The sequence below is a fragment of the Acidobacteriota bacterium genome (assembly GCA_029861955.1).
GTDB lineage: Bacteria > Acidobacteriota > Polarisedimenticolia > Polarisedimenticolales > Polarisedimenticolaceae > JAOTYK01.
Genome location: JAOTYK010000003.1, coordinates 37,406 through 60,516, shown reverse-complemented (window position 1 = coordinate 60,516; position 23,111 = coordinate 37,406). Strand labels below are relative to the sequence as shown.

The 23,111-nt window shown below is 62.2% G+C and carries 18 protein-coding genes; 11 read left to right on the top strand and 7 right to left on the bottom strand.

The annotated features are described in order from the left end of the window. Window positions 1–22 precede the first annotated feature (22 nt). Window positions 23–1,078 (bottom strand): methyltransferase domain-containing protein, encoded by a 1,056-nt coding sequence (locus tag OES25_02295; GenBank protein ID MDH3626472.1) that lies wholly within the window; start codon window positions 1,076–1,078, stop codon window positions 23–25. A 245-nt stretch (window positions 1,079–1,323) separates the two neighbouring features. Between OES25_02295 and OES25_02290 the strand changes: the two genes are divergently transcribed. The 4 genes from OES25_02290 (at window position 1,324) to OES25_02275 (ending at window position 7,995) form a co-directional block, all read left to right on the top strand. Continuing rightward, window positions 1,324–3,153: an MBL fold metallo-hydrolase gene (locus tag OES25_02290; protein MDH3626471.1), complete on the top strand. Its 1,830-nt coding sequence runs from the start codon at window positions 1,324–1,326 to the stop codon at window positions 3,151–3,153. Continuing rightward, window positions 3,153–4,136 (top strand): DUF2235 domain-containing protein, encoded by a 984-nt coding sequence (locus OES25_02285; GenBank protein ID MDH3626470.1) that lies wholly within the window; start codon window positions 3,153–3,155, stop codon window positions 4,134–4,136. The genes OES25_02290 and OES25_02285 overlap by 1 nt, the downstream gene beginning before the upstream one ends. A gap of 79 nt (window positions 4,137–4,215) precedes the next feature. Next, complete coding sequence (locus tag OES25_02280; protein MDH3626469.1) at window positions 4,216–5,022, top strand: GGDEF domain-containing protein; 807 nt, start codon at window positions 4,216–4,218, stop codon at window positions 5,020–5,022. 132 nt (window positions 5,023–5,154) lie between these two features. Continuing rightward, window positions 5,155–7,995, top strand: coding sequence for a hypothetical protein (locus tag OES25_02275; protein MDH3626468.1), 2,841 nt, complete (start codon window positions 5,155–5,157; stop codon window positions 7,993–7,995). A 235-nt stretch (window positions 7,996–8,230) separates the two neighbouring features. Here OES25_02275 and OES25_02270 read toward each other — a convergent pair whose 3' ends face one another. Then, window positions 8,231–8,668: a hypothetical protein gene (locus OES25_02270; GenBank protein MDH3626467.1), complete on the bottom strand. Its 438-nt coding sequence runs from the start codon at window positions 8,666–8,668 to the stop codon at window positions 8,231–8,233. 368 nt (window positions 8,669–9,036) lie between these two features. Here OES25_02270 and OES25_02265 point away from each other — a divergent pair, with 368 nt between their 5' ends. From OES25_02265 to OES25_02255, 3 genes are read left to right on the top strand one after another with little or no spacing between them, the layout of a single operon-like run. Then, window positions 9,037–11,454: a protein kinase gene (locus OES25_02265; protein ID MDH3626466.1), complete on the top strand. Its 2,418-nt coding sequence runs from the start codon at window positions 9,037–9,039 to the stop codon at window positions 11,452–11,454. 18 nt (window positions 11,455–11,472) lie between these two features. Further along, entirely contained in the window at window positions 11,473–11,940 is a 468-nt protein-coding gene (locus OES25_02260; GenBank protein MDH3626465.1) for a hypothetical protein, read from the top strand. An 18-nt stretch (window positions 11,941–11,958) separates the two neighbouring features. Continuing rightward, the gene (locus tag OES25_02255; protein MDH3626464.1) at window positions 11,959–12,486 is read left to right on the top strand and encodes a hypothetical protein; all 528 of its coding nucleotides are present in this window, start codon (window positions 11,959–11,961) and stop codon (window positions 12,484–12,486) included. An 18-nt stretch (window positions 12,487–12,504) separates the two neighbouring features. On the opposite strand, the gene OES25_02250 is transcribed toward OES25_02255, so the two are convergent. Next, window positions 12,505–13,023 (bottom strand): hypothetical protein, encoded by a 519-nt coding sequence (locus OES25_02250; GenBank protein ID MDH3626463.1) that lies wholly within the window; start codon window positions 13,021–13,023, stop codon window positions 12,505–12,507. A 372-nt stretch (window positions 13,024–13,395) separates the two neighbouring features. Between OES25_02250 and OES25_02245 the strand changes: the two genes are divergently transcribed. The 3 genes from OES25_02245 to OES25_02235 all read left to right on the top strand — a co-directional run bounded on the left by OES25_02245 (window position 13,396) and on the right by OES25_02235 (window position 17,118). Then, on the top strand, window positions 13,396–15,087 hold the full coding sequence (locus tag OES25_02245; GenBank protein ID MDH3626462.1) for a S8 family peptidase: 1,692 nt from the start codon (window positions 13,396–13,398) through the stop codon (window positions 15,085–15,087). 45 nt (window positions 15,088–15,132) lie between these two features. Beyond that, window positions 15,133–15,339: a hypothetical protein gene (locus tag OES25_02240; protein MDH3626461.1), complete on the top strand. Its 207-nt coding sequence runs from the start codon at window positions 15,133–15,135 to the stop codon at window positions 15,337–15,339. A 663-nt stretch (window positions 15,340–16,002) separates the two neighbouring features. Further along, on the top strand, window positions 16,003–17,118 hold the full coding sequence (locus OES25_02235; GenBank protein MDH3626460.1) for a Fic family protein: 1,116 nt from the start codon (window positions 16,003–16,005) through the stop codon (window positions 17,116–17,118). 112 nt (window positions 17,119–17,230) lie between these two features. Here the strand turns inward: OES25_02235 and OES25_02230 are convergent, their stop codons facing one another. Further along, window positions 17,231–17,791: a GDYXXLXY domain-containing protein gene (locus OES25_02230; protein MDH3626459.1), complete on the bottom strand. Its 561-nt coding sequence runs from the start codon at window positions 17,789–17,791 to the stop codon at window positions 17,231–17,233. Continuing rightward, window positions 17,788–19,101 (bottom strand): DUF2157 domain-containing protein, encoded by a 1,314-nt coding sequence (locus tag OES25_02225; GenBank protein ID MDH3626458.1) that lies wholly within the window; start codon window positions 19,099–19,101, stop codon window positions 17,788–17,790. Before OES25_02225 ends, OES25_02230 begins: the two co-directional genes overlap by 4 nt. Window positions 19,102–19,701: 600 nt before the next feature. Here OES25_02225 and OES25_02220 point away from each other — a divergent pair. Continuing rightward, window positions 19,702–21,489, top strand: coding sequence for a hypothetical protein (locus OES25_02220; protein MDH3626457.1), 1,788 nt, complete (start codon window positions 19,702–19,704; stop codon window positions 21,487–21,489). Here the strand turns inward: OES25_02220 and OES25_02215 are convergent. Then, the gene (locus tag OES25_02215; GenBank protein ID MDH3626456.1) at window positions 21,432–21,692 is read right to left on the bottom strand and encodes a hypothetical protein; all 261 of its coding nucleotides are present in this window, start codon (window positions 21,690–21,692) and stop codon (window positions 21,432–21,434) included. The two genes, OES25_02220 and OES25_02215, sit on opposite strands and share 58 nt — an antisense overlap. A 240-nt stretch (window positions 21,693–21,932) precedes the next feature. Continuing rightward, window positions 21,933–22,913: a M20/M25/M40 family metallo-hydrolase gene (locus tag OES25_02210; protein ID MDH3626455.1), complete on the bottom strand. Its 981-nt coding sequence runs from the start codon at window positions 22,911–22,913 to the stop codon at window positions 21,933–21,935. Between the last annotated feature and the right edge of the window lie 198 nt (window positions 22,914–23,111).

Here is a 23,111-nt window from a genome sequence, read left to right as displayed (position 1 = left end):
GGACCGGCGTCACTTCTCTACGTCAAGGTTTGCCTTCTAGAATGAGGTTGAACGGTGTTTCAGTGGCCCGACGAAATTGGCGAAAACCACCGTCACGCGCGACGGACCCCAGTCGTTTCTCGCCGGCCTGTGCGCCGAGAGCCAAGCCGACTTCCTGGCTGATCGACGCCGGGGTGCAAATCATCGTCGAGAAAGCGTAGAACATCCGGCCGATCGGGTTTAGGTTTTCCTTCAGGTTGTCGTGAGCGAATGGCTCGACCAGCATCAACGTCCCGTCCTTCTTCAACGCCTGGTGTGTGTGCGCCATCGCACCCACGGGGTCACCCATGTCGTGGAGGCAGTCGAAGTATGCGACGAGATCATAGTCGTTGCCCGGAAAGTTCTTGGCCGTAGCGACCTCGAAGCGAACGTTGTCAAGTCCGGCGTCCTTTGCGAGCTTGTTCGAACACTCGATTGACGGCTCATGGAAGTCGAAACCGATGAACGTTGACTTCGGGAACGCCTCGGCCATCACCAGCGTCGATGCACCGTGTCCGCAGCCGATGTCCGCCACCCGGGCACCACTTTTCAGTTTTTCGGTCACACCCTCGAGAGCGGGCAGCCACTCTTCGACGAGACTGGCCTTGTAGCCAGGGCGGAAGAACTTCTCCGTTCCACAGAAAAGACACGCGTTGTGCTCGCCCCACGACACACCCTCGCCAGACTGAAACGCGTGGGTGATCTTCGGTTCGTCGATGAACATCGAGCTGATCGCATAGTAGCCACCGATCATGCAGGTCGGACTGTCAGCGTCCGCGAACACTGCGGCCTGCTCGCGGCTCAAACTGAATCGTCCCGTCGCTTCGTCGAAGTCAATGTATCCCGAACCGGCTTGCGCGGAGCACCACTCGCGCACGTAGCGTTCGGTGGTTCCGGTGCGGTTAGCCAGGTCTTCGGTGCTCATCGGGCCGTGCTGGTCGAGTGCCTTGTAGAGACCGAGTCGGTCACCAAGCAGAACCAACGGCGCTACCGAAGCAGCCCCCATATCGCCCACCATCTGCTGCAATAGCGCGTTCATCTTGTCTTCGTTCACACTCATCTCTGTACTCCTACGTGCCTCGGGCGATCTATCCCTGTTATCTGTTGGGAACCGTGCGTGCCAGCCGAGTCTACCATTGTCGATGTCTCCAGCAGTTGATGCGGCTCAAACCCGACGGGGTGGGTCGTCACGTTAGTCGTGTCCGTGCGTCGGCCGAAGGGGACAGCCGTTCGGGGCTACTGACGCAGGAGCCGGATCGAGTAGACTGGGCATGCCCCCTCGGCACGGGTTCACGGGAGGCCGACATGCGCATACGATTCTGGGGTTGCCGCGGTTCGATCCCCCGGTCGCGACCGGACATGGTCCGCTATGGCGGGAACACATCGTGCGTCGAGGTGCGCAGCGACGGCGGCACGCTGGTCGTGCTGGACTTCGGTTCCGGCGCCCAGGATCTGGGTCAGGACCTGCTCGCCACGGGTTCCGCGGGCAAGGGACACGCGTTCATCACGCATACCCACTGGGACCACATCCAGGGCTTCCCGTTTTTCACGCCGCTGTTCATTCCCGGAAACTCGTGGGACATCTACGGACCGCGGGGTCTCGGCGGATCGCTGCGCGAGACGCTGTCGGGACAGATGCAGTACCAGTACTTTCCGGTCACTCTCGAGCAGATGGCCGCCGAGGTGACGTACCACGATCTGGTCGAAGGAGCGGTGGAGGTCGAGGACTTCGTCGTTCAGACGCAGTACCTGAACCATCCCGCACTCACGCTCGGTTACCGGCTCCGGGCAAACGGTTGCACATTCGTCTATGCCACCGATCACGAGCCCTTCGATCGACGCCTGGCCGTCGAGGGTTACCGTCCCGGAAACGTCGCTGACGACCGGCACGTCAACTTCGTTGCCGACGCCGACCTGCTCGTGCACGATGCGCAGTACACGATCGACGAGTACCCCTCGAGAAAGGGTTGGGGGCATAGCACGATCGAGTTCGTCGTCGACGCGGCCATGGCCGGACGGGTTCGACGACTCGCGCTGTTCCACCACGACCCGATGCGCGACGACGACGCGCTCGACCGCCTGGTCGATGAGGCCGGGGAGCGCGTGCACCGTGCGGGGTCGACGCTGGAGGTCTTTGCAGCTGCGGACCGCCAGATCGTCGAACTGGAGCCCGGTAAGGCGGAGGCGGCGGAATTGGCGAAGGACGATCCATCCGCGAGTTACGCCCCCGCGCTGGAGGACGAACCCATTCTGCTCGCGCTGAGCAGTGCGTCGGCTGCCGTCTCCTTCTCCGAGACGCTGCGCGAGGACGGGCTCCGGGTTACGATCGGCGGCGACAACGAAACGGTTCAGACGAAGGTTCAGGCCGAGCATCCTTCGTTGCTGATCGTCGAGCGACACCTTCCGGACGGCGACGCTCTGGACACCTGCCGTGCCATCCGGCGGATGGGAGACTGGGGCTGCGATGTCCCGTTCATCGTCGTCGCCTCGTCCAGCGACCACGTCGACCGGTCGGCGGGCCAGCGGGCCGGCGTAACGGACTGGCTCGTCGAACCGTACACCGCGGCCTACGCTCGCACACGCATCCGCGCCGGTCTTCTTCGTGCCGCTTGCCGCTGGCAGTGCGCGCCCGCGCCCGAGGAAGAATCGACACGCCTTGCCGCGCTACACGCGTCCGGCGTCCTCGACACGCCACCCGAGGAACGCTTCGATCGCATCACCCGCATTGCAGCGCAGTTGTTCAATGTCCCGGTCGCGCTGGTCAGCCTTGTCGACGAGAACCGGCAGTGGTTCAAGTCTCGCGTCGGCCTTGATGCCGACGAGACGCCACGGGATCAGGCGTTTTGTGCGCACGCCATCCACCGGGATGACGTGATGCTCGTACCGGATGCGCTGCAGGACGATCGTTTCGCCGACAACCCGCTCGTCGTCGACGAACCACACGTTCGCTTCTATGCCGGCTGCCCGATTGCGCTGGGTGACGGAAGCCGTGTCGGTACCTTGTGCCTGATCGACCACCGCGCACGGAACCTCGACGACGCGCAGATTCGCATGCTGCGCGATCTCGGAGGGATGGTCGAACGCGAGATCGCGGAGAGTACCTCGGCGGGAGGGGTCCCGCGAGAGGATAGTTGATGAAGCGTCTAGTGATCTGTCTTGATGGGACATGGAACAACGCGGCAAAAGAAAAAGAGCGTAACGATGGATCGCGTGTCTATCGGCCAACCAATGTGCTCAAACTCGCACGAGCCACTCACGCAACCGATGCAAATGGAATTGCCCAGATCACCTACTACGATGCAGGTGTCGGAGCCATGAATCGCGCCCCAAACTTCAGAACCAGAATTATTCGATTTGCGGATAACAAACTCGGCGGTGGATGGGGTGCGGGTTTCGAAGTGAATATTGAGGAGGCCTACACATTCATCGCCAACAACTACGAACCCGATGACCAGTTGTTTGTCTTCGGGTTCAGTCGGGGAGCAGCGCAGGCGCGGAGTCTATGCAACTTCATCGAATGGTGCGGTGGAATTCCTTCGAAGAATGACGTTTACTACGTGCCCAAACTTTTCGGTCAGTACCTGAAAGCGCGAGGCGCAGGTAGCGGGCAGTCACTCATCGCGAAGGTCAACACCCAGAGAGTGGATGCCGGGAAAAAGCCGATTGACCCGTTTCGAATTGCAACCATCGAGTTTCTCGGGGTCTGGGATACCGTCCTGGCACTTGGCTCCCGGATACTGGCTCGCGGGGGATCGACACGGAGAATTAACCGATATCACACACCGCCGACCCCTCCAGCAATCGCAAATAGAGTACGGCACGCACTCGCGATCGACGAGCGAAGACACGACTTCCAACCGGAACTATGGAACGGCCAGGAGCCGACACTAAAGTTCGAGCAGCGCTGGTTTCCCGGTGTTCACTCGAACGTCGGCGGCGGGTTGATCGACGACAGCTTGGCGAACTCCGCTCTGCGGTGGATCTGCGATGAGGCGATCGCGGCAGGCCTGTCAATGAACGCAGAATACTTGCGCTATCTCGCGGACAGGCCTCAGTACGATCGGCAACTTACTGCGGAAATTCTAGAACTGGTGAAGAGTCGCCGCGGTAACGGATAGCCGACGCTTGGCAAGTGGACCTGATCCCAGCCCCGGTCGACTTGACAATCGGGCCAAATCGGAGCGTAATACCCCTATCATGATCGTTCGCGATCATCCCGAGAATCCGCGATCGGGGGACGTCGACCGGGTCCCGACCACCGGACAGGTCGTACTCCGCATCGTGATCATCATCTCCGTCGCCGAGATGTTGATCATGGGGTTCCTCGGCCGCATCCAACTCGAGTTGGATCACGCATCCATCGTCTTCCTCGACGGCGCCATGTTGATTGCGCTATCCACGCTCCCGATCTACTTGTGGGTCATCAAGCCGTTCGTCCGAGCCCACGAACGCAGTTCCCGTCACATCACTCACCTGGCCTATCACGATACGCTGACCGCCCTCCCCAACCGGCGCTTGCTATACGAACATCTCGGCCGCGCGATTGCGGCGTGCCAGCGACACGGCATCTACGGGGCTCTGCTGCTGGTGGACCTGGATGGCTTCAAAGCGGTGAACGACGATCACGGTCATGATGCGGGGGACGTCCTGCTGGCCGAGATCGGTCGCCGACTGGCCGCCGGAAAGCGCAGGGAAGATATCGTCGGCAGGCTGGGCGGCGACGAGTTCCTCTTACTGGTGCAACACCTGGACGCGGATCAGCAGGCCGCGAAATCCAGGGCCGAGACCATCGCACGCAACGTCCAGCAAGCACTGGCCGTTCCCGTAAGATATCGAGAGGAGACGGTGCGCGTGGGGTCCAGCATCGGAATAAGTTTGCTGGGGCCCGAGCGGCAGACGCCGTCCGCCGTGGTTCGGGAGGCTGACGAGGCGATGTACCGCGCCAAGCGAGCCGGGGGCGGCGACGTGATCCTTCACGTCCCGAAGGTCGCCGCCGTATCCTGACAGACGCAACTTTTATGTTGCGCTTCATGTTTCGTTCTTTCAATAATTTGCGTGTCCCCTGCGGATATCATCGTAAGTTGCGGTCAAGCTCGGCAACCACTTCACAGCCTTTCGGACGACAGGAGACACCCGATGCGACGTCGATCAAATCCAGCCCGACCTTCGATTCCCGTCCTCGCCTGTTTGGGACTGTGCGGGCTATTGGCCGTAATCACGAACTCGGCCGCCGACGTACCGGGCGGAACGAACATCGACTTCGCAAGCAAGGCGCTGGTCGGGCCGACCTTTGTCGTCGCCTACAATCCGACGACGCAACACCTGTACGTGGGAAGCCAGCGGGTCGTCAGCGTCTATAACGCGATCAACCCTGCCAGCCTCAGCCTGCTGGGACGCGTCGCGATTCCGCCGTCGACCTACGACGGCGCGATCTTCTCGATGGACTATCCCGGCGGTGATCACGTCATCGTCTCGGTCAGGTCCGATGGGTTGTATTCGATCGACGTCACCGATCCGACTTCGCCGCTGATCGCGGACTCGCTGGCGGTTGGGGGATCGTACATGGACATAGACGGCACCGTGGCCTTCATCGCGGTGAGCCCCCGGACGGTCACCCTCGTCGATGTCAGCGATCCGGAGAATCTTGCGCTGACGGGAAGCTGGACGAAGCCCGGTGGCGAGGGGTTGAACGGCCCCCTGGTGGCCGCCAATGGCCACGCCTACATGATGGCCCAGGACGGGCTGTTCGCTCCTGTCGGCGTGTGGGTCATCGATGGAACGAATCCGTCCGCGCCGACCCAGGTGAACAACCTGCTGTCGGGTTGGGGTGACGTACACGGCATCGGCGGCGACGACAGTCGGCTCTACCTCGCCTCGGGCGGGCTGCGTCTGGAGATTCTCGACCTCAGCACTCCCGCATCGCCGACATTGCTCGGCAGCGATACGCCGGTGATCAGCGGACTGGGCTCGATCTTTCCCGACGGCACGACCGGCTACGCCCCCGTCGGGGACACACTGGCGATCATCGACACCAGCGACCCGAACGACCACGTGCTGCTCGGGTCGACGTCGGACTTCCCGTCCTACGGCGTCGCCGGTGACGTGGCTCTCGGTCCGGCGGGGTTCATCTTCATGGCGGCGGGGGACGGCGGCTTCCAGGTCGTCGACGTGTCGCCCGCGTCGACGCCGTCGGTCGCCGGGTCGTACCCCACCCCCGGTGAAATCTCCGAGGTGACCGTCTCTGGCGCGATCGCCTACTACCTCAGCACCGGCATCGGCATCTTCGCCGTGGACAACACCAACGTCGATCGGTCCGAGATCGTCTCCGTGATCGAGACCTCGGCAAGTACCGTGCATGCCGACGGCGACCGCCTGTACTACGCCGACTCCGCCTTCCGGGTCTCCGACATCACCGATCCGACCAGCCCGACTGAACTGGGAAACCTCACGGTATCGGGAGGGATCCTGGCGATCGACACCGCCGCAGGGCGGGCCTATCTGGCCAAGGGCCTGAGCGGCCTCTCGATCGTGGATGTCAGCGACCCCGCTGCGATGTCCGAGGTAGGAAGCGCGCCGGCGAGCGATGTGGCCGTTGATGTAAAGGTCCTGGGTTCGCACGCCTACGTGGCCAACCGCAGCGACGGTCTGGCCATCTACGACGTCACCAACCCGGCGAGTCCCGCTCTGGTGGGATCGCTGGACACGCCGGACTCCGCCGTCGCGCTGGACGTGGTGGGGCGTTACGCTTACGTGGCCACCGAGTTCTCGGGCCTGCTGCAGATCATCGACGTTCTGGACCCGACCAATCCGATCCTCGTCGGCCAGTACACGACGCCCGGCGCCGGTTTCGCCGGCCGACCCCTGGACGTCGTCGTGGCCGGCGACCTGGCCTACATCGCATCCAATGGCGACGGCTTGCGGGTCGTCGACGTCTTCTCGCCCGTGGCTCCGGTAGAGGTCGCGTCGTACGTCACGGAGGATAATTTTCTCGCCGTCGCGTACCAGCTGGGCTACGCCACGACCGGCGAGCGAGACGGTGGCGCTTCGATCCTGCACTACGTCGGTGGGTGCTTCGACCCCTTCGAGCCCAACGACGACTTCGCCAGCGCGTTTCCCATTTCGGATGCCGCGGTCTACTCGCCGAAGATCTGCGACCAGAACGACCTGGACCACTTCTCGATCGTACCGGTCCCCGGCGACACCCTGGACATCACGATGCAGCCGCCGCCGGGCAGAGACTACAACCTGTTCCTCTACGACGCGCAGGAGACCCTGATCGACGCGTCGGTCACCTCCGGCGACTCCGCGGAAAACATCGTCCAACTCGTCCCGGATGCGGGGCCCTACACCGTTCAGGTCGCCGGCGCAGCCGGGCAGTTCGACTCGTCGTTGTTCTACACGCTGTTCTACTTCCGGCAGGCCTGCGAGCCGCCCGCCCAGGAGGTCTACGTCTACACCAGCGACTTCGACGAGAACTCGAACGTCGTGCTGTTCGTCCAGGACCCGAATCAAGCGGGGACCGTCACCGGCTACAACCTGTACCGCGCGCCCCACCCGATCGGTCCGTACGACCTTATCGGTGAGAATCTAGACGACTTCGACCAGGGCGAGCCGAACATCCAGCTCGTCGACGTCGACTCCGCGTCCTGCGGCTCGCTGTGCTACTACAAGGTCACGGCGGTCAACGGCACCTGCGGCGCCGAGGGCCCCGGCGCGCCCGAACCGCTCGACCTGTGCCCGAGCGTGACGCCGTGCAACGGCGAGTCCTGCGTGAGCAGCGGACCTTCCATCGGCTCGTCAGACACCGGCCTGACGGCGTGCCTGGACAGCCCGGGATCGGCTCTGATTTGCGGGAACCAGACGACCGTACACGTCGCGACGTACGGCTGCGTGGACGCACCTTGTTGCTTCACGGTGCCCGCGTGTCCGTGCTTTATCGGCGGTTGCGCGGACGGCACCTACCTCGAGTGCCAGTGAGGGCGGTGCCTGGTCTGCGCCGGCGATCTTGACGTTTCGAGCGTTTTTGAAACGCTGCCCGTAGTGTCCAAGAACTCGGCCGACCGGCACTGCGGAATCGACGAGTGACAGCAAAAGCACTCTACGCTCTTGATGCCGATTCGGCACGCTCATCCGGTTCGATCAGCCGAAGTCTCTTGCGCCCGAGTTGCTCCTTCAGGACGCGGTTCTCTTCTCGAAGATAGTCGAGTGGAGTCTATTGCATCTCAACGTTTTTGACTGCCGCGTTGACGACGAAGACCCGTGAGTTGTTGCCCGTCGCATCGACCGGCACCATGAAGAAGCCCGACTTGTCCGCGTGGTAACCCATCGTGTACCCGGACATCGTCTCGCCGTCATAGAACGTTACAGTGGCCTTGCGCCCGTGCCCCTTGACATCCTCGAAGCTGTAGACGTTGTCGTGGTGTGGGTCGCCATCGTACGTCCGGACGAAGAACAGGGCCTTCAGTTCCTCGGTCTGAATCTCGACAGCTGAACTCTCGCCGTCAGGGTGGATGTGGAATCGTGCTTTGGTCGGTGCAAAATCCTGGGTCGTTCCCTTGACCCTCCTGCCGTCGCGGAAACGAGCAACAACCATGTTTCCCACGGCGGATGCCGGTTTGGTTGGGGCGGGAGTACCGGTTGGGGTGGTCATGATCGTACCCTCCAAGTGAAGACGCCGCGTTCAGCGGCGGCATATGCCCAATGTGGTGCCTCGCTTCGCAGCACGCAAGTTGGCCGGACCTTCAGGGTCGGCGCCCGGATCGGCCCCAGCCCGTTGCTGATTCGCCAGGGTTTTGATTCGGGTCTGGCCGATGAAGTGGACAGGAGGAAGAGATCGACGCCGGAGGCGCGGCGAAGCCAACCTGGGACCAGCGGATTATGAGTCCGATTCAGCGGTTCGTCGTTGCTGGAGTTTTGCGGTGTCCCTTTGTTCGCGGCGTCCTCGGTGTCCGCTGAAGTGCAGGCTTTCCGTACCCGATGTCACTCTCCGGGCACCTTACGCGTTACGATTGCCCCGACATGAGCATCGTCGGGAATCGCATCCAGCACTATCGCATCATCGAGTCGCTCGGTGCCGGCGGCATGGGCGAGGTTTACATCGCCCGCGACGAGACGCTGCAGCGGGATGTCGCCCTCAAGGCGATCCATCCCGAGCGGCAGATGCATGCCGACGCCCGGCAACGTTTGCTTGGCGAGGCCCGGGCGCTATCGAAGCTCGAGCACCCGTCGATCTGCCGGATCTACGACTACGTCGAGGACGGCGCCATCCACTACCTGGTTCTGGAGTTGATCCGTGGCCGCCCGCTGAACGTCGTGCTCCGGGACGACGTTGCCGACAAGACGAAGTTGCAATGGGCGGCGGAGATCGCCGACGCACTGGTGGCTGCACACGGGGCGGGAATCGTCCACCGTGACCTCAAGCCGTCGAACGTGATGATCGACACGACCGGATGCGCTCGGGTGCTTGACTTCGGTCTGGCCCATGCGGTCGACCCAGGCGTCGCCGTGACAGATGAGCCGGAACCGGTCGCCGCCAAGACGCCGGTCGACAACGACGCGACCGTGACGTCGATGGGGACGCCTGGCCAACACACCGAGGGTACTCCGCTGTACATGAGTCCGGAACAAGCGCGCGGCGAGGCCACGGGCACCCCAAGCGACATGTTTTCGTTCGGCCTGTTGTTGCACGAGATGTTTTGCGGCGAGCGGGCCTACCCGCTGACGACCCACGCAGACTTCCACCGGCTGGTGACCACCGGAGACTCTGCGAGGACGAATACCGACGACGGCGATTTGACGAAGCTGATCGAGCGGTTGAAGACACCGGCGCAAAGCGGCCGACCGACCGCCATCGAGACATTCGAACGGCTGGGCTGGATCCGCGGCAAACCGGCGCGACGGTTGCGACGATTCGTTGCCGCTGCTGTGACCCTCGTCGTCTTTGTGGGCGGCATCAAGTACACGCTGGACGTCCGCCGGGAAAGGGACAAGGCCGAGTTCCATCGCGGCCAGGCCGACGAACTTATCGAGTTCATGATCGGCGACCTGAGGGAGAAGTTGGAGGCGGTCGGCAGACTGGACGTCCTGTCGTCGGTCGGCGATGAGGCACTCGAATACTTCGCAGCCATCGACACCGATGCGCTGTTACCCGCCGACCGCGAGCGTTACGCACGGACCCTGTCGCAACTCGGTTCCGTTCAGGTCGCCGGCGGCGACCTGGACGGGGCGCTGTCGGCCTACTCCGAATCGGTTCGCATCTACCAGTCGCTGGTTGTCACCGACCCGACGAATGCGCCGTGGAAGATTAAGCTCGGCGGCGCTCACTTCGGTGTCGGCAGTGTCCACTGGGAGCGGGACGAACTGGATCCGGCACGCGAAGCTTTCGAGGAGTATCTGGCACTGGCGACCGCTGTTCATCAGCTGGACCCGACGGATCCGACCAATCGCCTCGAACTCGGCTACGCGCTGACGAACGTTGCCGCGGTCAACGAGGCCGTCGACCGCAGCGACGATGCGATGAATCAACTCGAACGGGCGATCGAGATCAAGCGCTCGCTCGTCGAGTCCGATGCCGCCAATCGTGACTATGCGGAGAGCCTCGCCAACACGTTGACCTGGCTGACTTTCTTGCAGCAAGATCGCGGACAGCTTCCGCAGGCGTTGGCGCTTCAAAACGAAACTCTTGCTTTGCGACGCCGTTTCGTGTCACCGGACGATGCACAGACACGGCGATCGTTGTCCGTGACGCTCGGAAACGTCGCACGTATCAACGTCTGGATGGGTCGAATGGAGGCGGCCCGCGATGCATACCGGGAAGACCTACAAATCTCCAGAGCGCTACACGACCTCGATCCGGAAAACGGAGAGTGGACTCGTGGCCTTGTCATCGCCTTGCAGCACTACGCCGAGTTCGTCGCGGAGGATTCTCCGGAGGATAGGACTCGACTCCTAAATGATGCCAACGCACTCGCGGACCGGTTGGTGGCGGCCGAACCGACGAACGTCACCTGGATTAGCGATCGGCTGGCAACCCGTCGATTGCTTGCGAGTGCCGCCTTCGAATCCGGTAACGCGCAGGCTGCCCAACGTTGGCTCGCCGAACACCAGGATGACGAGGCACTCGAACCGGGAACGCCGCTGGCTACCGAACTTGCCTTGGCTCTCGTACTGCGTGCAAAGATTCTCGACAATGCGAATGAGGTCGTAGGGGCACGAGCGGCTCTCGAACGTGCACTCGCTCTCTATGATGACGATGGTTCGTTTGCGTCGCTGCGCGGGAGTTTCTGGGTTCTGGACGCTTTGGATCGCCGTGACGAGGCACGAACGTGTTTGACTCGTCTCGCACAACTCGGTTACGCTCACCGGGCACTTACGGTCTTATTCGAAAAATATGGAGTGGCAGCGCCATCTCATGAAGAGGCGGCGGCGCGACCCTAGGGCCTTGGAGGGCGTAGCATGGGAACCAAGAAGAACACGGATGTTTACATCAACCTCGTCAGTAACGAAGCCGTACTGCAGACGGCAGCCGGCGTCGCCATCGGCAAGGTCACGCTCGATTTTGAGGACACGTTGACGGTGCACGCCGGCACCGGCTTCAGCGGGACCCCCGCCCTGTACAGCGTCGAAGTTTTCAACTGGGTTAGCGGGGCAAAGACGACGAGTGTCGGTTCGTGGACCGGCACGACCACCAACGTCGGCGTACTCAACCTGGCGACCGTCGGCAGCACGGTCGTGATCACCGACAACGACAGCGGTGCCGCGGACAAGGACTACGGCTACTCCGTCACCGCATCCGCGACGAAGAACGGCAATACGACCTACCACTGCGCCGACCCCGAATTGATGGCCAAAAAGAAGAAGACCAGCAGCCGCACGATGGCCGCACGGGATGCATCGACCCGGCCGCCGGAAGCAGGCGCCTAAAACACAAAGGAGAACCAGATGCCAACGACCAACACGGATGTCTATCTCTCACAGGTTAACGTCACCAGAGCGGCACTGGTTAAGCTCGACGGGACTGCGATCGGGGACTTGACGCTCGAGTACGAGGACACGCTGACGATGAAACCCGGCGACTCCAGCGAAGGGAACACGGTCGCTCTGTACGGGATCTACATCCTCAACACCCCAAACTATCTTGACAGCGAAAACGAGATCATCTCAACGGCCCTCGTAGGATCGTGGAGCGGCAGCACTGCTTCCGTCAATATCGGCGTGCTCACCCTGGCGCCTCAAACCGACGGGACTGTCCTGATCACCGACAACGATGCCATCGACCCGAATCAGCCGAACCAACCGGCGGAGGTCGAGTACTGGTATGCGGCTGCGGCGCTGATCACCGATGCCAACGGAGCCGAATCCTATCTGTTCGCCGACCCCGAACTGATGGCCAAGAAACAGCGGACCGGTGGCGGCCGCACGATGGCGGCCCGCAAGGCGACTCGTCGCCCTCCCGAGGCCGACGCCTAGACGATCGGAGCGGAAGCTTCACCGGCGGTCAATCTCCGCAACGTCGGTTCGTTTAAGAACCGCCCGAAACCGCGGCTGGCCGTGACGCTCGAGGTAGTAGGTCAACTCGCTCCCGTCCGCCGACAGCGACAGGAACCACTCGTTAGTTTGAGCCTCGGGGATCAACTTGGCCGTGTGTTCGTCCGCCGGGAACGACTGCGACAGCTCAGTGCCCGCGCTGGCGGAAGTTCCTCCGTACATCGTGACGTCATCCGGCGTCCCGTCTGCGTGTCGATGGTCGTGCTTGAGTTCAAGCCCATCCTCGACGCGAGTCAGGATCCAGGTGCGAGAGGTGTCCTCGCCGACCCGGAACGGGATACGGATGACCTTCTCACCGCAGGTCTCGACCACCGCGACCAACTTCTTGTCCCGGAACGCCTCGCCGGGATCTTCCGGGAACGTCGATCGGCCCTCGAATCGAGCTCCGCAAAGCGCCTGGATCTGCTCGTAGAACGCCGTCTGCGGGTTCTCGACCTCGCCGGCAGCCAGATTTGTCATCAAGAGAAGCGCTAACAGCACAGTCAGTCCTCCACGCGAGTTTAGAGCCTTTGCACTGTAACCAACTGAGCTAGGGGCCCGGCAGACGTGCCGATTCCCGGCCAGTCTAGGCTGAGTTTAGCATCGCGCCGAGTCCTCGTGCGCGGGCAAGTCCAATGGCCATATCCCGGACAACATGACCGATCATCCGACACTCCGACCGATCTCGTGACCACGACACGAAGCCGCGTCCCGATCTCCAAAATGCAGTAAGGCCGGGAATCTCTGACATTACGTGAGGAAATGCGTTTGATCGCGTTCTGGAACGCTTCCTGCAATGCATAGAGGCGAAGTGAAAACTTCGTCCATCCGTCGTGAGCCGGGAGATCGAACATGAGAACTCTCAAAACAACCCTGTTTTTCCTCTTCGTCGCGCTGATCGCGTTGCTACTCGTCGACGCGCCGTCGGAGAAAGACACATCGACGATCTCGACGCAGTCGCTGATCGTTCAGGGCAGCCAAGCGGCCGAACAGGTCCGCGCGGTCGGCGGAGAAATCACGCACGAGCTGGGCATCATCAACGCCGTGGTCGCAGACTTGACTCCGAGCCAGAGAGCTCGTCTGCAATCGTCGAATCCGACCCAACGAATCTACGAGAATCAAGCGGTGGAATCGGCCGGCAAACCTGACAAAGGCGGCTCCACAGATTCGGGCGGACCCGACAAGGATAGCCCGGTCGACACGATCTTTCCGACACAGGTGGGCGCCGATCTTCTTCACTCCGAGGGAATCACCGGCAGCGGCGTAACGATCGCGGTCGTGGATAGCGGCCACTGGCCCTTCAAGGATCTGGACGTGGACACGACGGGCGCGATGCGGCTGCTCGAGGCGCACGTGTCGACGGGCCAAAAAGGAAAGAACGCCTGGGAAGACCACAACGGACACGGGACTCACGTGGCCAGTATTGCCGTCAGCAGCGGCGTCAATTCCGACGGGAAGTTCAACGGGGTGGCCCCGGACGCCAACCTGATCATGGTCAAGGCATTCGACAAGGACGGCATGGGAAGCTACGCGTCCGTCATCGATGGTCTCGACTACATTCTCGCCAACAAAGACACCCACAACATTCGCGTGGCGAACCTCTCGTTCAGTGCCACGCCCTCGTCGTTCTATCGCGACGATCCCCTAGCCCAGGCGGTCATGCGCCTGTGGCAGGAAGGCATCGTGGTCGTGGCGTCCGCGGGCAACACTGGACCCGATCCGATGACGATCGGCGTTCCCGGCAACGTCCCGTACATCATCACGGTCGGCGCGATGTCAGACAACTACACCGCAACCGATCCGAGCGACGACTTGCTGACCAGCTTCTCGGCGACCGGGCCGACCCACTCCGGTTTCATCAAGCCCGATCTCGTGGCCCCGGGTGGTCACATTCTCGGCCTGATGGAGCGCGGCTGGTCCACCATCGCGATGGCGCATCCGGAATTCCACGACACCAAGAGTCACTACCAGATGTCGGGAACCTCGCAGGCCACGGCGATCGTCAGCGGTATTGCGGCGTTGCTGTTGCAGAGCGAGCCGACGTTGACCCCGGACGAGGTTAAATACCGGCTGATGGCCAACGCCCACCGCGCCGAGGACTCTGCGGGAGGTCTGGGCTATAGCGTTTTGCAGCAGGGCGCCGGAATGGTCAATTCCTACGACGCGGTGCACTCCGCGGCGCAGGGCTTCGCCAACGGCGGGCTCGACATCGCCCGTGATCTCGACGGATCCGAGTCTTACGCGGGTCCGGTCCGGGAGAGACCTGACGGAAGTTTCTACATCTACGGTCTGCCGGCGGAATACGACTGGGACGGCGGCTACAGCAGCACCAACGCGGTGCTGTGGAGCGACGCGATTCTATGGAGCGACGCGATTCTGTGGAGCGACGCCATCCTCTGGAGCGACGCGGTGCTGTGGAGTGACGCCGTGCTGTGGAGCGACGCCGTGCTGTGGAGCGACGCTGTACTGTGGAGTGACGCCATTCTCTGGAGTGACGCACTCACCGAGGCGGCCGCCGTCAACGTCTGGGTCGATCAGGAATAGAACTCTGTTACCCGACTCTGGACAAGAGAAGCAAGGTAATAGGCCATGGCAAGTGCAATCCCAACAGGAACGACCGCCGGTACCGTGGTAGAGGGTAAGGGGCTACGAGCTTTTACCCTACTCGTCGTCGTCGCCTCGCTGGGCGTCGCAACGGCGCTGCCCGCGGTGGGTTTGTTCGACCACCCCGGCACCCTGGCGGCCTTGCTGGTCCTGGCCGCAGTCGCGGGATCGCGAACGGTGCAGAGGGGGTAGAGGACGCCGAGAATCGCCCCGGGTGCATCCAGCGAAGCCCTGGCTTCATCGGCTCCATGCTGAAGGCCCGACTCGGCCTCGTTGCTGCACCCCATAGCCAGTGCACCAAGATCGACAGTAGACAGAATCGCAAGTTCGTCCATGAAGTAGCGGAACAATCGACTGACCTCTTCGGCCTAACCGATTCTACCCTGCTGAAATCATTGGTGCCGGAGCCGAGATTCGAACTCGGAAGGAGCAAGTTCCGGGGGATTTTAAGTACTCTCGAGAAGGGCGGCGAACCAATCTTTATTTGATTCGTTGCCCTTTCCCTTTTACGAGGAGTACGAGGAGTGCTCTACAGTCCGAGGGTTATGGACACCCAGGTGGACACCTGAGTCGGCGGAGTTTCGCTATCTAGCCGTTTGCTCACCGAGGTCCGCACACTCAGACCTTAGGCCGAGTACATCGCGTGGGTGCTGGAGTTTTGCGGACTGTCACCCGCTCCCGCTTTAGACGCCACCGCTTTTGGGCCATGCGTTTTGGCGACGATGACAGGACGACTGGAACTATTTGTAATTCTTTGCGGAGAATAAGAGCTCCAATCTCCGCATTTGAGGCGGATTTAACTTGCCAAAGGCGACAAGACAAACTAATCTACGCATATATTGCGGAGGCTAAGTCTTGTATCTGTGGGAAAGGCCAGGCTGGCCATTACTTACATGGGACGAGAGCATCTTGTCCGAGCCGCTGGCGGCTGTCGCACGCCGACAAGGTCTCCTGCTGGGGAGGATGGAGGCCCTCGGCTTCGACCTACGCGACGAAGCTCATCTTAAGACCTTGACGGAGGACGTGGTCAAGTCGAGCGAAATCGAAGGCGAACTACTGGATCGTGACCAGGTCCGCTCCTCCATCGCACGGCGACTGGGAATGGACGTCGGCGGGCTCGTCCCCGCCGACCGCGAGGTCGAGGGCATCGTCGAGATGATGCTGGACGCAACCGGGAAGTTCCAGGAGCCGCTGACCGAAGAGCGCCTCTTCGCGTGGCACGCCTCCCTCTTCCCTTCCGGTCGGAGTGGCATGCGCAAGATCCTTGTCGGTAGTTGGCGCAATGATCGCACCGGACCCATGCAGGTGGTTTCCGGGCCGGCCGGCCGCGAAACGGTTCACTACGAAGCGCCCCCCGCCGAGCGGCTTCCAGACGAGATGGCGAAGTTCCTGAACTGGGTTGAAACTCCCGGCGACGTCGACCCGCTTCTCACGGCAGGGCTCGCGCATCTTTGGTTCGTGACGATCCATCCGTTTGACGACGGCAACGGACGAATAGCTCGTGCCATTGCCGACATGGTGCTATCTCGCTCGGAATCGAGCCGTCGCCGCTTCTACAGCATGTCGGAACAGATCCGTCGCGAACGGAAGAACTACTACGCGACGCTCGAGTCAACGCAGAAAGGCGACGTGGACGTCACTCATTGGCAGAGATGGTTTCTTGGTTGCTTATCGCGAGCGATCGAAGGCGCGCACGACACTCTGGGTTCTGTTCTGGCGAAGGCACGCTTCTGGGAACGCTTCGCTACAGAGCCGCTGAACGAACGCCAGATCGCGATCCTGAACAGATTGCTGGATGGCATCGAAGGCAAACTCACGACGTCCAAATGGGCGAAGATGGCGAAGTGCTCACAGGACACCGCATACCGTGACATCCTCGATCTAGTCCGGCGCGGCGCGCTGAGAAAGGACGCTGGAGGCGGACGCAGCACCAGTTACTCACTCACATGGGGTGAGCCAGACTCAGGTTGATCGACGCGGAATTTCGTTGGTGCCGGAGACAGGACTCGAACCTGAACTCCTTCCCGGCTGGGTGATCTTTCGGTAGAACTGGAACCGCTCCGCAGCACTGCGAGACGACCGATTAGTTAAGCTGACCCCTTAACTCCGACGCCGGCTTTCCGTTGATGTAAAGTTCCACCGGTACGGCCCGGCCGTCCAGGATTCGAACCTCCAGGTACGCCTCCCTCGCGCCTCTGCCTCTCCGGCGCATCGCAGCCTCCGCCTCCGGAGCCACGTTCTCATCCATGTAGAACCGATCGAACGGGAGATCGATGTGGATTTCGCCGTTAGCGAGAGACCGCCAGGCGTATTTCCCGATTTTGAGATGGGGAGAATCCTCCGGCGGATCTGCGAAGGCGCCGGCTACCTGTGCAAATCCGTCCTCTCCTGTTTCGAAGGTAACGAACAGTTCATCGATCCCATGATCCAGATCAGGGATCCCGTCCGCCTGCATTTCGGAGAACCGCAGGGCTACGAACCGTCCACGCAGCAGGTCCACCGGGTCCACCGGCATGCATTCGAAGCGATAAGCTTCGCCGTTCCGGAGGACGGTTTCGTGCCGGGCCAGGAGCCACCCCGGAACCGCCAGCTGGGCGATGACGGCGATGGCGAAAAGAGCGATCATCAGATTACGTGTGTTCATGACGCCACCTCCTTACGGGAGCGCTGATACAACCAACCGTTCACCGCCAGGAACCCGGCGCCTACCACCATGAAGGCGACGCCGCGAACCAGGAACGTCAGGTCAATATCCATGAACCTCGCGAGGAACACCGCCAGCAGCAGCACCAGGCCACCGTTGACCGTACCCAGCTTGTGGTGCTGGAAGCCGTGAATGCACAGGGTCAACCCGACGGCCAGCACCGCCAGGTTGGCCAGAACCGCCATGATCGACGGCGTGTTGGTGAACCGACCCGCCAACAAGCCGATCAGAGCCAGCGCCGGTGTCAGCAGCAGGGCAGCCTGGTGGTAGCGTTGATCCCGGATCAGGCGGTAGCCGCCGAACAGGGCTAGCGCGCACAAGGCGATGCCGATCAGGAACACCGTGAGCACATCGGAAGTTTCGGTTCCGCCCATATCATCGCCCCACATCTCCCGGAACGTGAACAGGAACAGCATCACCGTGAGGCCGATGGCTCCGATGCTGCGGAACGGTGCCCGCCACCATGCGCCGCTTTCCCCATCGATCTCAAGAGACACGCCGAACAGAAACAGCAGGCCGAACAGTCCACTGAGCACCAGCCTCCACGGATCTCCAGACTCGACACCGATCCGGATCGCTCCCAGTGCCAGGGCGAGACCGGCGGTCCAGTTCAACAGCAGCGTCCGCCCTTCATCCCGGTGACTGCGGAACTGTTGCACCATGAACGGCACCGCCAGTGCGGCCAGCGCCAGGTACGCCAGGCCATAGACCAGGTCATCCCGGATCTCCATCTTTGCGAACAGCCACCATGTCGATCCGACCCAGACCAGCGCCGCCGTCATGCGGGAGAGCAGGGCATAGACCAGAGGCGCCATCAGCAGCACCCAGGCCAGCAGGATCTGATCGATCTCCCAGACGATCTGATAGGTCTGGGCGATCAGGGCGATGGAAGCGACCACCGCCCCGGACAGGAACACCGCCGCCCCTTCGGTCCATGCCGCCGAGTCCCGTTTCTTCAGCACGGCGAAGCCGGCAAACAACTGGGCCATGATCAGCAGGGCGAACGCCAGAGCAGCCTTGGTCGGCCGGGTAAGCGCCTCCCAGTTATGGGCGAACAGTAAGATGATGCCGCCGCCAAGGAGCATGGAGCCCAGGGTGCCGAGAAGCACCATCGCCCCGGTTTTCCACGGCGAGCGGGGCGGGGGGCCGTAATGCTGCTTCAGCCGGTCGGCGGCGGCGGGATCCAGAATCCCGCCCTGGACCAGTTTGGGCAACTCTTCATGAAGCCAGCGAACCGGGTGCATGGTCATATCGGTTCCTCCGATCGGTCAGAAGAGCAATCCGCTTGCCATACGATTGTGCCCTAAAACAGAGACAGATCTATTTACCAGGTGCGAACCAGCCTGCGCACTCGCGCATTTCGGGGAGGGTTCCCGATGGGTGTTTCCTTTGGCCCGTTTGGAAGCCTGAGGGGGCTGCACATCATGCCGAACTGTGTCTCATTCCATGCCCTCCGGGCCCGTGCTGTCCAAGTCCTCGGCCGAGCCTCAATCGTTGGTATTCTAGCCCACTCATCATCGCGTCGATCGCTGTCGATCAGTTCTCGATCTGGCTACGATCAGCGAATGTCGACGGTGTGGAGTGCACCACAACGACTTCGAATGGTGGGCCCAGCAGGACTCGACGCCAAAGGCGCGGCGAAGCCAACCTGCGACCAGCGGATCATGAGGGCAAAACATCAGGGCGGCGTTTCAAGCTCTTTAAAGACGTTGCCCTGTTGTTTTGTCCAGGGTTTCCACCAGTGTCCAGGGCTTCCATGGCGTTGCGTAGAGTTTGAGTAGAGTCGCCCGCCATCCTTACATCCTCTCTCTTCGAGTTAACATAACCGCGCTGATAGGCGGAGGCGACTGATGGGCCTGATAAGACGGCATCCGATCTTGCTGGCTCTTGCGGTTGCCGCCGTGCTCTCGATCCAACTCGTGCCGCAGAGTACCTTCTTCGGCGACGACTACATCCAGCTCGGCATCCTGGAGGAAACCACGGAGGGCATCCACGCGACGCCGTTCGATCTCTACGGCTTCATGGACGGTTCGACCGAAAGTGTCAGGAAGAGCATGGAGACCGGACCGATTCCGTGGTTCGTGCACCCGCAGTTCAAGGTCAACTTCTTCCGGCCGGTCAGTTCGGCCTTGCTGGCGCTCGACCATGCGACTTTCGGCCTTCGTTCCTGGGGTTACAGGATCCAGGCGATCCTGTGGTACCTGCTGATCGTCGGGGTCTACGGCATCTGGTTGCGACTCGTGATGCCCGCGGTCGGTAGCGGCAGCGACGTGGAGCGGCCGCGGGGGGCTTTCGGCTCAGCGGCCCTGCTGGCGCTCTTCATCTTCGCCGTCTCCGATCCTCACTGGGTCAATGTCGCCTGGACTGCGGGCCGCTGGGTGCTGGTGACAACCGCGCTGACCCTGACGGGTTGCGTCGCGCACTTCCGCTGGCGGCACGAGGGATGGCGACCGGGCCTTTTTCTCTCGCTCATCCTGTTCGTCCTCGGGTTCCTGGCAGGCGAGCTCGCCCTCGCGATCCTCGCGTATCCGGTCGCTTTCGAGATCGTCGCACCGAAGGCGAAGATCGGGGAGCGGGTCCGAGGCCTCGCCCCCCTCGCGATGGTCACCGGCGCGTACCTCGTCGTCTACAAGGTGCTCGGGCGCGGCGCGTACGGCGGCGCGGAATACCCCGACCCCTCTTCCGACCCACTCGGGTACGTCGCGGAACTGCCGGGCAAGATGTTGGCGATGTTCGGAGAGGTTTTCCTTTGGATACCGGCCGGATGGTGGAACTCCGACCCCCTGCGGGTGTACAGCCTGGCCGCGGGTGCCGGTGGTCTGGTCCTGATGGCCCTGCTCTTGGTGCCCATCTTTCGAAATGGGACGAACGAGATTCGGGTTCTTCTCGGCCGTCTCGCGCTCGGCACCGTCGGCTCAATGCTGCCATTGGCAGCGGGCACGCCCGGAGGGCGTAACCTGATCGTTCCGACCATCGGCGCCGCACTCGTCACGGGGATCACCCTCCATTACTGGTGGACGGAGCCGCGGTCGAGGGGCGCCGCGCTTCGCTGGTTCGCGACCCTTGTCTGTTTGTTCATCGGGTTCATCCATCTGGCCCTGGCCCCCTACCGCTGGGTCACCGGCCCGATCGAATTCCGCCAGAATTCGGAACGGCTCGCCGACCTCGTTCGCTCGACGCCGTTCGTCGACGAAGGAGTACCCGACCAGAGAACCGTCTTCCTCACCGTCCACTTCGAAGTCTGCTGGAACGGACACTTCCTGCGCCGGCTCGAGCGATTACCGATGCCCGAGCGTTGGTGGATGCTTTCGGCGGCGGACGCCGAACACCATTACCATCGGACGGGACCCGACCGCCTTGTTCTCGAGACGGTCGGCGGCGAGATGATGGCCACACGTTTTGAGTCAATGATACGCAGCCGCGAGGCGCCCATTCCGGTGGGTTACGAGGTCGACCTCGACGGTATGCGCGTTCGCGTACTCGAGGTTGGCCGGTTCGGGCCGACGCGGGTCGAGTTCACCTTCGACCGCTCACTCGATGACCGTTCGATGGTTCTGATGGCCGTCCGCGACGGCCGCCTTCAACGGGTGGAGTCGCCGCCGGTCGGAACGACGCTTCGATTACCGAGCTCGTGGTGATCGTGACGTTTGAAGCTCTGCCTCATGTGCTCGTAGATCGACGCGTGCTCGGCGAGGTCTGGATCCGAGGGGGCGGATCCCGTGTAGCTGATCTCGTAGATCGTCCGGCCACGGACAAACGCCACGACGATTCGCGTCGTGTTCAATACCGTCGCAGAGGTTGAGATCTCGATGTGCACCGTCGGCCCCAAACGAGCTGCCACTCATGAACACCGATACGAAAAGAAGATAAGACTGCCATCGACAAACAGCTTCCCCACATTTGCGCTGGATTCCCACCAAGCTATGTATAGGGCGACGGTCGACGCTTGCACGAGAGGCGAAGATGGACCCGTCGGACGTCGTTTTCCGGTGGAAGTGTGAGTTTGCGTAGAGTTGGGCACCGCCTTAGCGCCACACCTGACCGGAAGCTCGCCACCTCGGATTGTCCGATACGTCCCCGGTTACCCGCCAGCCAGCGCTCGCACCGTGCCGACAAAACCCTCGCCCATCCGTGCCATGGCGTCGAGATCCAACGTCGCCGGCTCATCGGTGCTGCGGTGATAGTTGGGATTCCGGAACTCCGACGTATCGGAGATCGCCAGCGCCGGATACCCGCGCCACAGGAACGACGCGTGGTCCCCACGATTGATCTGTCCCGAATCCGTCGCCACGCCGATCGTCGGGAACCGGCATTGCTCTTGATACAACGCCACGACCCGGTCCAGAACCCGCCGGTGCGCCTTGTCGGTGGCGAACACCACGAAGTTGCCGCGCGACGGGAACAGCGCCCGGAGGATCCTCGGGTATTTCTGGCTTCCCTTGTCGTGCTTGTAATATCCAACGGAATCCACGTTGAGCATGAGGACGATGTCGTCACCGCGTTCACGGCTGCGGTCGGCGTGAACACGACTGCCCATCTGCATGCCGCCGGTGAACGGGTCCTCCTCGTTGACGAAGAACACGATCCGCACCGTGCGTTCCATCGGCGTCTCGACTAGCCGCGCGGCCATCGCCAACAGCAGGGCAACACCCGAGGCGTTGTCGTCCGCTCCCGGCGAGCCGATCACCGTGTCGTAGTGCGCGCCGACCAGCACGACCTCGTCCGGACGCGTCGTGCCCGGCAGGATCGCCACCACGTTGGCCACGATCGTCCCCGCCACGTCGATCTCGTCGCGTTCCGGCTCGAGCCCCGCGTCGCGCAGCCGCTCCACGATCCACCGCTCGGCCTCGAGCACCGCGGCGATCGATTGGCCGGCGTGCCGCGGGCCTATGCCGGCGGCCAGCGCGTCTACGTCCCGGGCCAAGTCGTCGCGAAGGCTCGCTTGCGATCGGCTGAGCGCCCCTGCCGGTGATTCATGGCGGGTGACCGAAGAGCGGTGGATGCAGGCCGTGGATAGTAGACAGACGGCGACGAGGGTGAGGACGTGTTGTCGGTTGGCCATCCCTGAGTTTAACTCGTCGAGAGGTGGATTGTTGTATGGCGTAGAAGCCAACCAGGGACTAGCGGATTATGAGGGCAAAACATCAGGGCGGCGTAACACTCGCCGGGCAGGTTCGGGCCCGGGTCAGTGACCTATTGTAGAGGCAGTCCAATAAATGGACCCCACGAGATCCAAATTTAGCCGGTACACTGGATGGGA